Origin of the sequence: Pseudomonas baltica (assembly GCF_031880315.1) — a bacterium.
Lineage (GTDB): Bacteria > Pseudomonadota > Gammaproteobacteria > Pseudomonadales > Pseudomonadaceae > Aquipseudomonas.
The window spans coordinates 1,978,226-1,991,604 of record NZ_CP134771.1; the positions used below are offsets into that span (position 1 = coordinate 1,978,226).

Annotated in this window: 14 protein-coding genes; 2 read left to right on the plus strand and 12 right to left on the minus strand. The window is 60.8% G+C overall.

Annotated features, from left to right (window positions below; translation table 11 throughout):
* Positions 1 to 112: 112 nt before the first annotated feature.
* Positions 113 to 436 (plus strand): ferredoxin FdxA, encoded by a 324-nt coding sequence (fdxA, locus tag REH34_RS08670; RefSeq protein WP_226504973.1) that lies wholly within the window; start codon positions 113 to 115, stop codon positions 434 to 436.
* 938 nt (positions 437 to 1,374) lie between these two features.
* Here the strand turns inward: fdxA and rpoS are convergent.
* The 8 genes from rpoS to REH34_RS08710 form a co-directional block, all read right to left on the minus strand.
* Positions 1,375 to 2,379 (minus strand): RNA polymerase sigma factor RpoS, encoded by a 1,005-nt coding sequence (gene rpoS / locus REH34_RS08675; protein WP_226504972.1) that lies wholly within the window; start codon positions 2,377 to 2,379, stop codon positions 1,375 to 1,377.
* Positions 2,380 to 2,489: 110 nt separating this feature from the next.
* Positions 2,490 to 3,404, minus strand: a complete 915-nt coding sequence (locus tag REH34_RS08680; RefSeq protein ID WP_226504971.1) for a peptidoglycan DD-metalloendopeptidase family protein — start codon at positions 3,402 to 3,404, stop codon at positions 2,490 to 2,492.
* A gap of 205 nt (positions 3,405 to 3,609) precedes the next feature.
* Entirely contained in the window at positions 3,610 to 4,245 is a 636-nt protein-coding gene (locus REH34_RS08685; RefSeq protein WP_226505320.1) for a protein-L-isoaspartate(D-aspartate) O-methyltransferase, read from the minus strand.
* Between the two features lie 38 nt (positions 4,246 to 4,283).
* The gene (surE, locus tag REH34_RS08690; protein ID WP_226504970.1) at positions 4,284 to 5,033 is read right to left on the minus strand and encodes a 5'/3'-nucleotidase SurE; all 750 of its coding nucleotides are present in this window, start codon (positions 5,031 to 5,033) and stop codon (positions 4,284 to 4,286) included.
* Positions 5,021 to 6,079, minus strand: coding sequence for a tRNA pseudouridine(13) synthase TruD (gene truD, locus REH34_RS08695; protein WP_226504969.1), 1,059 nt, complete (start codon positions 6,077 to 6,079; stop codon positions 5,021 to 5,023). Before truD ends, surE begins: the two co-directional genes overlap by 13 nt.
* Positions 6,076 to 6,549 (minus strand): 2-C-methyl-D-erythritol 2,4-cyclodiphosphate synthase, encoded by a 474-nt coding sequence (ispF, locus tag REH34_RS08700; protein ID WP_311971378.1) that lies wholly within the window; start codon positions 6,547 to 6,549, stop codon positions 6,076 to 6,078. The genes truD and ispF overlap by 4 nt, the downstream gene beginning before the upstream one ends.
* 165 nt (positions 6,550 to 6,714) lie before the next feature.
* Positions 6,715 to 7,557 (minus strand): S-formylglutathione hydrolase, encoded by an 843-nt coding sequence (gene fghA / locus REH34_RS08705; RefSeq protein ID WP_311971379.1) that lies wholly within the window; start codon positions 7,555 to 7,557, stop codon positions 6,715 to 6,717.
* Between the two features lie 12 nt (positions 7,558 to 7,569).
* On the minus strand, positions 7,570 to 8,682 hold the full coding sequence (locus REH34_RS08710) for an S-(hydroxymethyl)glutathione dehydrogenase/class III alcohol dehydrogenase (RefSeq protein ID WP_226504966.1): 1,113 nt from the start codon (positions 8,680 to 8,682) through the stop codon (positions 7,570 to 7,572).
* Between the two features lie 119 nt (positions 8,683 to 8,801).
* Here REH34_RS08710 and REH34_RS08715 point away from each other — a divergent pair, with 119 nt between their 5' ends.
* The gene (locus REH34_RS08715; RefSeq protein ID WP_226504965.1) at positions 8,802 to 9,698 is read left to right on the plus strand and encodes a LysR substrate-binding domain-containing protein; all 897 of its coding nucleotides are present in this window, start codon (positions 8,802 to 8,804) and stop codon (positions 9,696 to 9,698) included.
* A 101-nt stretch (positions 9,699 to 9,799) separates the two neighbouring features.
* On the opposite strand, the gene ispD is transcribed toward REH34_RS08715, so the two are convergent.
* From ispD to kdsA, 4 genes are all read right to left on the minus strand, one after another.
* Positions 9,800 to 10,510 (minus strand): 2-C-methyl-D-erythritol 4-phosphate cytidylyltransferase, encoded by a 711-nt coding sequence (gene ispD / locus REH34_RS08720; RefSeq protein WP_226504964.1) that lies wholly within the window; start codon positions 10,508 to 10,510, stop codon positions 9,800 to 9,802.
* Entirely contained in the window at positions 10,507 to 10,785 is a 279-nt protein-coding gene (gene ftsB / locus REH34_RS08725) for a cell division protein FtsB (RefSeq protein WP_226504963.1), read from the minus strand. Before ftsB ends, ispD begins: the two co-directional genes overlap by 4 nt.
* A 222-nt stretch (positions 10,786 to 11,007) precedes the next feature.
* Complete coding sequence (eno, locus tag REH34_RS08730; RefSeq protein ID WP_311971380.1) at positions 11,008 to 12,297, minus strand: phosphopyruvate hydratase; 1,290 nt, start codon at positions 12,295 to 12,297, stop codon at positions 11,008 to 11,010.
* 236 nt (positions 12,298 to 12,533) lie between these two features.
* A complete protein-coding gene (gene kdsA / locus REH34_RS08735) occupies positions 12,534 to 13,379 on the minus strand; it encodes a 3-deoxy-8-phosphooctulonate synthase (protein ID WP_226504961.1) in 846 nt (281 codons plus the stop codon).

The window sequence follows — 13,379 nt, forward strand, 5'->3', positions numbered from 1 at the left end:
GCGGTTTGGGAATGCCACGAACTATTAGCCTGGTTCGCAGGCTGCCTATCCCAGACCCAGCGGCCCCGAATACAGGGGGTTTGGCTGTAGCCGCCTGAGGAGAGAACCTGAAATGACCTTCGTCGTCACCGACAACTGCATCAAGTGCAAGTACACCGACTGCGTAGAAGTGTGTCCGGTGGACTGCTTTTACGAAGGGCCGAACTTCCTGGTCATTCACCCGGACGAGTGCATCGACTGTGCTCTGTGCGAACCTGAGTGCCCGGCCGTGGCGATTTTCTCGGAGGATGAAGTGCCTGCCGAGATGCAGGAGTTCATCGCCCTGAACGGAGAACTGGCAGACATCTGGCCGAATATCACCGAGAAGAAAGAATCAATGCCGGACGCTGCAGAGTGGGATGGCAAAAAGGGCAAGATCGCCGAACTCGAACGCTGAGGTTTAGCGCGACGCTCGGAGGCCCCGGATTGCGGGGCTTTTTTTCGTCTGCAGGTTGGCTTTTGGTGGATTGGAGATTGGGGAGTGGTCCTTTGCTACGAGCCTGTGCGGCTCGCCCTGCCCATTGGCCCTTCGCCTAGGCTCAGGGCACCTGCACGCGGCCTGCTGGAGGGGCGGCCGCACAGGCCCGCAGCAAAGGACCATTCGGAAATGGGGAGCGCCCATAAAGCTGAACAGACGACACAAATATCACTGTTCTGCTTTCGAGTCGGCCTTGGCGTCGCCGCCCCCTTCCAGCAGGCCGCGTTCCGGTACGCTTGCGCAGGGCTAGCCGGCAAGGATGCCGGCTAAGCCCCGCTGGGCCATGGACGGCCCATCGGGGCGTGCTCTGCGCAAGCGTACCGGAACGCGGGAACCCCTCGCGTCAGCGAGGGGCCAATGGCGGGGGCGGCGACGCCAAGGCCGACTCGGAAGCAGAACCAACCCAACCCAAGAACCCAGCCCAGAAAAAATTCACCAAATCGCAGGCAAAAAAAAGGGGCGGTTTGACCCGCCCACATTTTTTCCATATTTCCCTGTATTCCCTGTCATCGTCCTGATGAATCGCGTCTTGCGATGTCCTGGCTCTCGATCCGTGAGGGCCTGTGTCTGTCCGTAGACACAGTGCTGATATTAGCGATCTCCCTGGCCATGACAAGCCAGCAAATCTTTCAAAAAAAGTCATTAAGCTTATATTTCAAAGAAAATAATCTATATTTTTCAACATGTTAGTAAATGCCTCCGCTGATTTGAGCCATTACTCTACGCGCTCCCGTTACGATCGCTTACGCATCCGTCAGCAATGGCTTACACGCCCTGCCGCAAACCTCTTAAAAACCTCAAAAGCAGGACGAAAAAATGCCCCGCATCCGCGAGGCATTGTTGCTGCACTGCCAGGTTTACTGAAACAGCGATTCGCTGGACAGGCCATTCTTCTCGAGAATTTCGCGCAAGCGCTTGAGGCCCTCGACCTGAATCTGACGAACTCGCTCACGGGTCAGGCCGATCTCGAGGCCGACGTCTTCCAGCGTGCTGCTCTCATGGCCACGCAAGCCGAAACGACGCACTACGACTTCACGCTGCTTGTCGGTCAGCTCCGACAGCCACTGATCGATGCTCTGAGAAAGATCGTCGTCCTGCAGCAGTTCGCAGGGATCGGTAGGGCGATCGTCCGTCAGGGTGTCGAGCAGGGTCTTGTCCGAATCTGGTCCAAGCGAAACGTCCACCGAAGACACGCGCTCGTTGAGGCCGAGCATGCGTTTGACCTCGCCGACGGGTTTTTCCAGCAGATTGGCGATCTCTTCGGGCGATGGCTCGTGGTCGAGTTTTTGCGTCAGCTCGCGGGCGGCACGCAGGTAGACGTTGAGTTCCTTGACCACATGAATCGGCAGCCGAATCGTGCGGGTCTGATTCATGATCGCCCGTTCGATAGTCTGGCGAATCCACCAGGTGGCATAGGTCGAGAAACGGAAGCCGCGCTCCGGATCGAATTTTTCTACCGCGCGGATCAAGCCGAGGTTGCCCTCCTCGATCAGGTCCAGCAGTGACAGCCCGCGGTTGACGTAGCGTCGGGCGATTTTCACCACCAGTCGCAGGTTGCTCTCGATCATGCGTTTACGCCCGGCCGGATCACCTTTTTGCGACAGCCGTGCGTAATGGACTTCTTCTTCGGGAGACAACAGAGGTGAGAAACCGATCTCGTTGAGATACAACTGCGTGGCATCCAATGCCCGTGTGTAATCGATGTATTTGTGCTGCTTGAGGGAGGTGGAGCCTTTGGCCTTGGTGCGAGCAGCGGGTACGACGGGTTCGTCATCGGCCGATGCATCCAGAACGATACCGGTCTCCATCAGGAGCACCTCATCGTCAATGTCAAACTCCGGCGCTTCTTTGCTGAGAGCCATATTTTTAGTCCCTTGTTGAGTTCGACCTCAAGCTCCAGCGACGCCCTTATCCTTGGCAACGCGTGAGCCTGTCCCCATTTACGACATGAAGGAACAGGCTGGCAACAATATCAACGACGCGGCAGGAATTGCACCGGATCTACAGGTTTGCCCTGACTGCGAATCTCAAAATGAAGCTTGACCCGGTCGGTACCCGTTGAACCCATCTCGGCAATTTGCTGCCCGGCTTTGACCTGCTGCCCCTCCCGAACCAACAGCCTGCGGTTATGACCGTAGGCACTGACGTAGGTTTCGCTGTGCTTGATGATGATCAACTCGCCGTAGCCCCGCAATCCACTCCCGGCGTAAACAACCGATCCATCAGACGCAGCAAAAACAGGCTGTCCCAATTCTCCGGCGATATCAATGCCTTTATTCAAACTGCTGTTTGAAGCGAATTTACCGATCAATACCCCGTTAGCAGGCCATGCCCAACCCGTCGGCGAGCGTTGCCCGGCAGGTACGGGCGTTTGCGTCGGAGTGACCGGTGCGACTGTCGCGCTGTTGGCTGGAGCGGTGACTGTACCCGGCGTTGGCGCGCCAACGGGACGCGTGATGACCGTTCGACGATAGGAAGAAGACGGACTGTTGGAACCGGTCACCACTGGGGGCGAACCGGCCACTACCGGCGTAGACCCCGCTACGACCACTGGTGCAGAGCCATCGGCGCTCGAACGCCCATCGAAGCGGATTGCCTGCCCAGGATGAATGGTGTAAGGCTGAGGAATGTTGTTACGCGCCGCCAGGGCCTTGAAGTCCCAACCATAGCGAAAGGCAATGGAAAACAGCGTGTCGCCACGCTTGACCACGTATTGACCGGTAGTGACCGTCGGGTTCTGGGGCGCCTTGGCGCGATCGACGACCTTTACACCGCCACTGCTGGACGAACTGGCGCAACCCGACAAGGTGGCTGCTAAGGCAAGACCAATCATCAGAAGCTTGAAGCTCGATAGACCCATACGCTGCTGAATGACTGTGAGACCCACCCGCCGCTCCCTAAGTTTGCTGAATAGTTCATGATCACGCGGATACATGAACGAAAGTGTAGTTTGCAGTATACCTTGCGTACCCTCGCAAGGCAGGCAGCAGGCCAAGACCTGCGTGCGTGTATCAGTACATCGAGGATGCGCGACCACGGCTCTATGACCCATGCGCGCGCACGGAATTCCATGCCACCTGGGGTGTATTCAATCAGGCCAGCGGGCCATTGAGCAGCGGCACGAAACGCACCGAACCCAGTACTCGTCGAGAAAAACCGTGCTCCTCGCGAACGATCAGCAGCAACTGCTGAACCTCGCCGGAACCCACCGGAATCACCAGCCGCCCACCGGGCGCCAGTTGATCGAGCAGAGCCTGGGGCACGTCAGTAGCCACGGCAGTGACGATGATGCCATTGTACGGCGCCAATGCCGGCCAGCCTTCCCAGCCATCGCCCCAGCGAAACACCACGTTGCGCAGATTGAGCTCGACCAGACGCTCCTTGGCACGGTCCTGCAGAACCTTGATGCGCTCCACGGAAAACACCCGCTCCACCAACTGCGACAGCACGGCGGTCTGGTAGCCCGAACCGGTGCCGATCTCCATGACCTTGTCGAGCGGCCCGTCCTCCAGCAGCAACTCGCTCATGCGCGCCACCATGTAGGGCTGGGAGATGGTCTGATTGTGGCCGATGGGCAGTGCGGTGTCCTCGTAGGCGCGGTGCGACAGCGCCTCGTCGACGAACAGATGGCGTGGCGTGCGACGAATCACGTCGAGCACTTTGGTGTTGGCCACGCCCTCTTCATACAGACGCTGGATCAAGCGTTCGCGCGTACGCTGGGAGGTCATGCCGATCCCGCGGCGCATCAGATCATCCTGCTCACGCATCAGCTTAACCCCTCCAGCCAGCCTTCAAGATGATTGAAAGCATCGTTGAAGGTCCGGTCGAGCTGCAGCGGCGTAACCGATACATAGCCTTGCATCACGGCATGGAAATCCGTACCCGGACCGCCATCCTCCGCATCGCCGGCGGCGGCAATCCAGTAGCCCGGCTTGCCTCGGGGATCGACCACCCGCGTCGGCGGCTTGGCCCGCGAGCGGTGCCCCAGACGAGTCAGGCGCAGGCCGCGGATGTTCTCCAGCGGCAGATTGGGAATATTGACGTTGAGCACCGTGCGCGGCGGCAGCGCCAGCGAGGTATGCGCCTCGACCAGCTTGCGCGCGACCCAGGCAGCCGTCGCCAGGTTGTCAGGCTGGCGGGACAGCAGCGAGAACGCCATCGAGGTGCGGTTCAGGAAGCGTCCTTCCAAGGCCGCTGCGACCGTGCCGGAATACAACACGTCATCCCCGAGATTGGCTCCCAGGTTGATGCCCGCGACTACCATTTCCGGCTCGAACGGCAGCAACCCGTTGAGGCCCAGATGGACACAGTCGGTGGGTGTGCCGTTGAGGCTGATAAAGCCGTTATCGAGGACGTGCGGGTGCAGCGGCCGATCGATCGTCAGCGAACTGCTGGACCCGCTCTTGTCCTGGTCGGGAGCGATTACCGAGCACTCGGCATAATCCGCCAAGGCACCGTAAAGCGCGGCGAGACCGGGTGCGGTGACCCCGTCGTCGTTTGAAATCAGAATACGCATGAGCTGTCCGTCTGCCCTGCCGGTACCAGATCGAAGAGTTCGCGCACCACTACGGTGGCGAAGCATCCGGCCGGAAGGACGAATTCCAGTTGCAGAATGTCAGGCTCGGGATAATGCCACGACAACCGCCCAATGGGCAGTCGCAGGATGCGACGTTCTTGGCTCAAACCCGCTTTGATCAGCCAATCGGCCAGATCGGCGTAGGCAGCCGATACATTTTGTTCGATTTCACGCGCCCGACCATCCGTGCCAAGCTCGCCCTCGCCCCACAGCGCACCGGTGGGGTGCAGATCGAGAATCGCCAGGCGCGGGTCATCAAGCTCGGCGGCGGTGGCCGGGAAAAAGCTGCGGCTGTCGGTGAACGCCAGCAGATCGCCCAGTAACGCCTGGTTCCAGCTACCGTCAGCGACCCGGGCGGCGAGGATCTGATTGAACAGAAAACTGCGCGCCGTGGACAGCAGCCGCGACCGCACATTGCGCTGCTCCGGCAAGGCCTTGCGAGCCGCCCATTGCTGCGCATCGAATACATTGCCGCCGTCGTGGCCAAAGCGCTGAGTGCCAAAATAATTGGGCACACCCTGGACCTTGAGCTGTTCGAGACGCGCATCAAGGGCGGCGTGGTCAGCGTTCATACTGGTCAGGCGCAAGGTAAACCCGTTGGCGGCGTGAGCACCGCGCTGCAACTTGCGCTTGTGACGGGTGGCCTGGAGAATCTTCAGAGTATCGTCTTCGGCCTTGCTCAGGTCCGGATCGGCCTTGCCGGGCAGTTGCAGGCTGAACCACTGGCGAGTCAGGGCCATGCGATCCTTGAGCCCGGCATAACTGACCGTGCGCAAGGGCACGCCCGCCGCCTTGGCCAGCCGCCGAGCGGCCTCTTCGGTATTGAGATTGCGCTTCTCGACCCAAAGCCACAGGTGCTCGCCATCGCCACTGAGCGGGATATCGAGCACTTCGTCGACCTGAAAATCTTCAGCGCTGGCCTTGAGCACAGCGCTGCCCAGCGCCGCTGCGAATGCACGCGGCCCGAGCAGTTCGAGTTCGGTCATGGGCGCAGCAACAGGGCAACGGCGTGAACGGCAATGCCCTCTTCGCGGCCGGTGAAGCCGAGTTTTTCTTCGGTCGTGGCCTTGACGTTGACTTGATCGAGCTCGATGTTCAGATCGGCGGCGATCTGGGCGCGCATGGTCTCGATGTGCGGGGCCATTTTCGGGGCCTGGGCAACGATGGTGGCATCGACGTTACCGACCACCCAACCCTTGGCCTGAACGATCGCGACCACGTGACGCAACAGCACACGACTGTCGGCACCCTTGAATTGCGGGTCGGTGTCCGGAAAATGCTTGCCAATATCGCCCAAAGCCGCAGCACCGAGCAACGCATCGCTCAAGGCATGCAGCAGCACGTCGCCGTCGGAGTGCGCGAGCAGCCCGAAGCGGTGCGGGATGCGCACGCCCCCGAGAGTAATGAAATCGCCATCCGCGAAACGGTGCACATCATAGCCGTGGCCAATACGCATAAAAGAAAACGCCCCGATTGAGTCAGGGCGTGATTCTACCTGCTTTGGCCGACCTTGGCGCCCTCTAGTAGCACGCCATCCAATGTGGGCACGGGCGCTACCCGCGAAGCGTACAACGCGCAATCGCGTCGACCCATTTGCAGGCAGAGCCGGCTCCCACAAGGTTCAGGCCAGCGCCGCCGCGTGGTGGCGCAGGTGATCGTCGATGAAGCTGGCGATGAAGTAATAGCTATGGTCATAGCCCGGCTGCAACCGCAACATCAGCGGGTAATCCGCCGCTTTGGCCGCTTGCACCAGAGCTTCGGGCTTGAGCTGATTCTCGAGAAAGTCATCCCGATCGCCCTGATCGACCAAGGTCGGCAGACGCTCGCGGGCCTCGGTCAACAGCACCGACGCATCCCACTCACGCCACTTCGAACGCTCCTCGCCCAGGTAGCGCGAAAACGCCTTCTGCCCCCACGGGCAATCCATCGGATTGCTGATCGGCGAAAACGCCGACACCGAACGATAGCGCCCAGGATTGCGCAAAGCGCACACCAGCGCGCCATGACCGCCCATGGAGTGACCGCTGATACTGCGCCGCTCGCTGGCCGGGAAATGCGCCTCCACCAGGGCGGGCAACTCCTGCACCACATAATCGTGCATGCGGTAATGCCGCGCCCACGGCTGCTGGGTGGCGTTGAGGTAGAAGCCGGCGCCCAGCCCGAAGTCCCAGGCGCCGTCCGGATCATCCGCCACGTCCGGGCCGCGCGGGCTCGTGTCCGGTGCGACGATGATCAACCCCAGTTCGGCGGCGAGCTTGTGCGCTCCCGCCTTTTGCATGAAGTTCTCGTCGGTGCAGGTCAGGCCCGACAGCCAATAGAGTACCGGCAACTTGCCACCTGCCTCCGCTTGCGGTGGCAGGTACACGGCGAAGGTCATGTCGCAACCCAGCACCTCGCTGCGATGCTTGTAGCGCTTGTGCCAGCCGCCGAAGCTCTTCTGGCACGAAACGTTCTCCAGGCTCATGGCATGTCTCCCTTAAAAGTGGATGACGCTGCGAATGCTTTTGCCTTCGTGCATCAGGTCGAACGCCTTGTTGATATCTTCCAGGCCCATCGTGTGGGTGATGAAGGTATCCAGCGGAATCTCGCCCTTCTGCGCCATGTCGACATAGCTCGGCAGCTCGGTGCGGCCGCGCACGCCACCAAACGCCGAACCACGCCAGACGCGACCGGTCACCAGCTGAAACGGACGGGTAGCGATCTCTTGGCCAGCACCGGCGACACCGATGATCACCGACTCGCCCCAGCCCTTGTGGCAGCTCTCCAGTGCAGCGCGCATCAATTGCACGTTGCCGATGCACTCGAAGGAGAAGTCCACGCCACCGTCGGTGAGATCGACGATGACTTCCTGGATCGGACGGTCATATTCCTTGGGGTTGATGCAGTCGGTGGCGCCCAGCTGCCGTGCGATCTCGAACTTGGCCGGATTGATGTCGATGGCGATGATACGGCTGGCCTTGGCCTTGACCGCGCCGATGACCGCCGACAAGCCAATGCCGCCCAGCCCGAAGATCGCCACGGTGTCACCGGGCTTGACCTTGGCGGTGTTGATCACCGCGCCGATGCCGGTAGTCACCCCGCAACCGAGCAGGCAGACTTTTTCAAGTGGCGCTTCCTTCTGGATCTTGGCCACCGACACTTCTGGCAACACGGTGTACTCGGAGAAGGTCGAGGTGCCCATGTAGTGGAAAATCGGCTTGCCTTGGTAGGAAAAGCGCGAGGTGCCGTCGGGCATCACGCCCTTGCCCTGAGTGGCACGCACGGCCTGGCACAGGTTGGTCTTGCCCGACAGGCAGAATTTGCACTTGCGACATTCGGCGGTGTACAGCGGAATCACGTGATCACCCACCGCGACCGAAGTCACACCCTCACCGATGGCTTCAACCACGCCGCCGCCTTCGTGACCGAGGATCGACGGGAAGATCCCTTCGGCGTCGGCGCCCGACAGCGTGTAGGCATCGGTGTGGCAAACGCCAGAAGCGACGATTCGGACCAGCACCTCACCCGCCTTGGGCATGGCCACATCCACTTCGACGACTTCCAGCGGCTTCTTGGCCTCAAAGGCAACGGCGGCACGAGACTTGATCATCAACAGCGCTCCAACAGAGATAACAGAAGCGCTGAAGTGTAATTCATGATCATTTGATTAATAATCCATCTCGCAACAAAACATTATTGCCGTGCAGGGACAATCAAGATGCTAGTCCGATGAACGAGAACCGCTGGGAAGGTATAGACGAATTCGTCGCGGTGGCCGAGTGCAGTCAATTCACTGCGGCAGCGGAGCGGCTCGACGTCTCGGCCTCGCACGTCAGCCGACAGATCGCACGTCTCGAAGATCGCTTGCAGACGCGCTTGCTCTACCGCAGCACGCGCCGGGTGACGCTGACCGAGGCCGGGCAGACCTTCCTGCAACATTGCCAGCGGTTGCAGGACGGTCGCGAAGAGGCGCTGCGCGCCGTGGGTGATCTGGCCAGCGAACCCAAGGGCCTGCTGCGCATGACCTGCGCGGTGGCCTACGGCGAGCGCTTTATCGTGCCGCTGGTCACGCAGTTCATGGGCCAATATCCGCAACTGCGGATCGATATCGAGCTGAGCAATCGACCTTTGGACCTGGTTCACGAAGGGATCGACCTGGCCGTCCGCCTGGGTCGCCTGCAGGACTCGCAACTGGTGGCCACGCGTCTGGCGCCACGGCGCATGTACCTGTGCGCATCAAAGTCCTATCTGGCTCGGTACGGCCGGCCCCACAGTCTGTCGGAGCTGGCGCGGCACAATTGCCTGGTCGGCAGCTCGGACCAATGGGCGCTGCAACAGGATGGCCGGGAATTATCGCAACGGGTGCAGGGCAATTGGCGCTGCAACAGCGGACAGGCGGTGCTGGACGCTGCGCTTGCAGGCATCGGTTTGTGTCAGCTGCCGGATTATTACGTGCTGGAGCATTTGCGCAGCGGCGCGTTGATCTCGTTGCTGGAGGCGCACCAGCCGCCGAATACGGCAGTGTGGGCGCTTTATCCGCAGCAGCGGCACTTGTCGCCAAAAGTGCGCAAGCTGGTGGATTATCTAAGGGAGATGCTGAGCAAACGGCCAGAGTACCTGGGTTGAATTTGCGGGCCTGTTCGCGAGCAAGCTTAGCGCCCACACGTGCAAGGTTCACTGCGCGTCAGGGCGCGATGAGGCCGGCAAAACGCCGCAAGATAACGGGGCTAACCTGGCTTGTTCGCCCACCGCTGGCGTAACCATTCAAGGTCTTCCGGACGGGTGATTTTGAGGTTATCGGCACGGCCTTCGATCAACCGTGGCGCTTGCCCGGCCCACTCCATGGCCGAGGCCTCGTCGGTGATTGCCACGTCCGCTACCAGGCTGTCGGCCAGCGCCCGGTGCAAGGCGCCGAGCCTGAACATCTGCGGCGTATAGGCCTGCCAGATGCTACTGCGGTCTACTGTCTCGCGTACCCGGCCGTTACTGTCCGCGCGCTTGAGGGTGTCCCGCGCCGGTACTGCCAGCAAGCCGCCGACCAGATCGTCGCCGAGTTGCATCAACAGATTATCGAGGTCGCTGCGCGCCAGATTGGGCCGCGCGGCATCATGCACCAACACCCAGTCGTCATCGTCGGCGCCCTGCCCGTGCAGATAGAGCAAGGCGTTGAGCACCGAATCGGCACGCTCGACACCGCCGGCCACGCGCTGGATACGCGAGTCGGTGGCGCAGGCCAGATTCGGCCAATAGGGATCGTCCACTGCCAGGCTGACCACCAGGCCCTTGAGCCCCGGGTGATCGAGAAAACAGCCGAGGCTATGTTCGAGCAGTGTGTGCTGACCCAGGGTCAGGTATTGCTTTGGGCGGTCGGCGGCCATGCGCGCGCCTACCCCCGCTGCGGGGATGACTGCCCAGAAGGCAGGTAACGCTGAATTCATTGGGCCAACTGATAGAGAGTCTCGCCGTTCTTGACCATGCCCAGTTCCTGGCGGGCACGCTCCTCAACGGTTTCCATGCCTTTCTTCAACTCGGACACCTCGGCGTCGAGCACGCGATTGCGTTCTTCCAGGCGCTTGTTTTCAGCCTCCTGGTCGGCAATCTGCTGGCGCAGCTCGGTGGCTTGGGCCAGGCTGCCATTACCGACCCACAGGCGGTATTGCAACCCACCCAACAGGGCGAGCAAAACGAGGAACAACCAGTAAGGACTGCGCATCAAGGTATCCAGTGGTAAAGACGATCACATCATGGATCGTCTGATGGCACGAAGCCCGGCATGCACCGGGCTCAGCACTCTGAAGCATCTGCCAGCAACGACGGCGCAGAATGATCCGCACCGACGGCTGGCATCTTTTTACCATCTATTGCCCGGCTGTGAAATGCCCCGCCCGAGCAACGGTCATGCGTCTTGCTCGACCGCGCTGGCAGATCCCGCTATTCAGCCGCGAAATTCTGCGCGACCGCGGTAGACCGCCTTGTCGCCCAACTGCTCTTCGATGCGCAGCAATTGGTTGTACTTGGAGACGCGGTCGGAACGGCACAGCGAGCCCGTCTTGATCTGGCCTGCCGCAGTACCTACGGCCAGGTCAGCGATGGTGGAGTCTTCGGTTTCGCCCGAACGGTGCGAAATGACCGCAGTGTAACCGGCTGCCTTGGCCATCTGGATGGCTTCCAGCGTCTCGGTCAGGGTGCCGATCTGGTTGAACTTGATCAGGATCGAGTTGGCGATCTTCTTGTCGATGCCTTCCTTGAGGATCTTGGTGTTGGTCACGAACAGATCGTCACCTACCAGTTGCACCTTGTCGCCGATCTTGTCGGTGAGGATTTTCCAGCCGGCCCAGTCAGACTCATCCAGGCCGTCTTCGATCGAGATGATTGGATAGCGCTCGGTCAAGCCGGCCAGGTAGGTGGCGAAGCCTTCAGCGTCGAACTTGTGACCTTCACCGGCCAGGTCGTAGGTACCGTTGTCATAGAACTCGCTGGCGGCGCAGTCCAGGGCCAGGGTCACGTCGGTGCCCAGTTTGTAGCCGGCCTTTTCGACGGCTTCGGCGATGGCGCCCAGGGCGTCTTCATTGGAGGCCAGGTTCGGTGCAAAACCACCTTCGTCGCCCACTGCAGTGTTCAGACCACGGCCTTTGAGCACGGCTTTGAGGTGATGGAAAATCTCGGTGCCCATGCGCAGTGCTTCGGAGAAGCTCTTGGCGCCGACCGGCTGAACCATGAACTCCTGGATATCGACGTTGTTGTCGGCATGCTCGCCGCCATTGATGATATTCATCATCGGCACCGGCATGGAGTACACGCCCGGCGTACCGTTGAGGTTGGCGATGTGCGCGTACAGCGGCAGGTCCTGGTCCTGGGCGGCGGCCTTGGCAGCGGCCAGCGACACGGCGAGGATGGCGTTGGCGCCCAGCGACGCTTTGTTCTCGGTGCCGTCCAGCGCGATCATCACGTGGTCGAGGGCTTTCTGATCAACCGGGTCTTTGCCCAGCAGCGCATCACGGATCGGGCCATTGATGTTGGCGATCGCTTTGAGTACGCCCTTGCCCATGTAACGGCTCTTGTCGCCGTCGCGCAGTTCCAGAGCTTCACGCGAACCAGTCGACGCACCCGACGGCGCACAGGCGCTGCCGATGATGCCGTTGTCGAGCAGCACATCGGCCTCGACGGTAGGGTTGCCACGGGAATCGAGAACTTCACGACCTTTGATGTCGACGATTTTTGCCATTGTTATGAGCACTCCGAAGTTGACTAGGACAGTGGGGAGATTGTGCGGCTGGTTCTGAATAGTCGGCAAGGCGGACGGCCCCTTCGCGGGCAAGCCTTGCTCCCACAGATGTGCGCCTGTGGGCGCAAAGCTTGCCCGCGAAGGCGTACTTCGGGCCGCCGTCACCACCCGGCCATGCGCCGGGATGGACGCATCGCCAGTAAACAAATCGAGCGATACTCTACCCGAAATTACCGTTACGCGGTTTCGATCGGGTCGAAACTCTTGATCAGGTGATCCAGAGCCTGCAGCTGAGACAGGAACGGCTCCAGCTTGTTCAGGCGCAAGGCGCACGGGCCGTCACATTTGGCGTTGTCAGGGTCAGGGTGGGCTTCAAGGAACAGGCCCGCGAGGCCCTGACTCAGACCGGCCTTGGCCAGATCGGTCACCTGGGCACGACGACCACCGGCCGAATCCAGACGTGCGCCCGGCATTTGCAAGGCGTGGGTGACGTCGAAGATCAGCGGATACTCGAACTGCTTCATGATGCCGAAGCCCAGCGGGTCGACCACCAGGTTGTTGTAGCCGAAGCTGGTGCCACGCTCACACAGGATCAACTGGTCGTTGCCCGCTTCTTCGAACTTGGCCAGGATGTGTTTCATCTCCTGGGGCGCGAGGAACTGGGCCTTCTTGATGTTGATCACGGCGTTGGTCTTGGCCATCGCCACGACCAGATCGGTCTGGCGCGACAGAAAGGCCGGCAGCTGGATGATGTCGCAGACTTCAGCGACCACGGCCGCTTGCGCGGGCTCGTGGACGTCGGTGATCACCGGTACGTTGAAGGTGCGCTTGATCTCTTCGAAGATGCGCATGCCTTCCTCCAGGCCCGGACCACGATAGGACGCTACCGAAGACCGGTTGGCCTTGTCGAAGCTGGCCTTGAACACGTACGGGATGCCCAGCTTTTCAGTAACGCGCACGTACTCTTCGCAGATCTGCATTGCCAGGTCGCGGGACTCCAGCACGTTCATGCCACCGAACAGCACCATCGGCTTGTCGTTGGCGACCTCGATGGCGCCGACGCGGATGATCTTCTGTGCCAT

Excerpts from the sequence above, each read along its gene's own strand:
- fdxA (WP_226504973.1), top strand. The coding sequence starts at position 113 with ATGACCTTCGTCGTCACCGACAACTGCATCAAGTGCAAGTACACCGAC.
- rpoS (WP_226504972.1), bottom strand. The coding sequence starts at position 2,379 with ATGGCTCTCAGCAAAGAAGCGCCGGAGTTTGACATTGACGATGAGGTG.
- REH34_RS08685 (WP_226505320.1), bottom strand. The coding sequence starts at position 4,245 with ATGACCTCCCAGCGTACGCGCGAACGCTTGATCCAGCGTCTGTATGAA.
- surE (WP_226504970.1), bottom strand. The coding sequence starts at position 5,033 with ATGCGTATTCTGATTTCAAACGACGACGGGGTCACCGCACCCGGTCTC.
- truD (WP_226504969.1), bottom strand. The coding sequence starts at position 6,079 with ATGACCGAACTCGAACTGCTCGGGCCGCGTGCATTCGCAGCGGCGCTG.
- ispF (WP_311971378.1), bottom strand. The coding sequence starts at position 6,549 with ATGCGTATTGGCCACGGCTATGATGTGCACCGTTTCGCGGATGGCGAT.
- fghA (WP_311971379.1), bottom strand. The coding sequence starts at position 7,557 with ATGAGCCTGGAGAACGTTTCGTGCCAGAAGAGCTTCGGCGGCTGGCAC.
- REH34_RS08710 (WP_226504966.1), bottom strand. The coding sequence starts at position 8,682 with ATGATCAAGTCTCGTGCCGCCGTTGCCTTTGAGGCCAAGAAGCCGCTG.
- REH34_RS08715 (WP_226504965.1), top strand. The coding sequence starts at position 8,802 with ATGAACGAGAACCGCTGGGAAGGTATAGACGAATTCGTCGCGGTGGCC.
- ispD (WP_226504964.1), bottom strand. The coding sequence starts at position 10,510 with ATGAATTCAGCGTTACCTGCCTTCTGGGCAGTCATCCCCGCAGCGGGG.
- ftsB (WP_226504963.1), bottom strand. The coding sequence starts at position 10,785 with ATGCGCAGTCCTTACTGGTTGTTCCTCGTTTTGCTCGCCCTGTTGGGT.
- eno (WP_311971380.1), bottom strand. The coding sequence starts at position 12,297 with ATGGCAAAAATCGTCGACATCAAAGGTCGTGAAGTTCTCGATTCCCGT.
- kdsA (WP_226504961.1), bottom strand. The coding sequence starts at position 13,379 with ATGGCACAGAAGATCATCCGCGTCGGCGCCATCGAGGTCGCCAACGAC.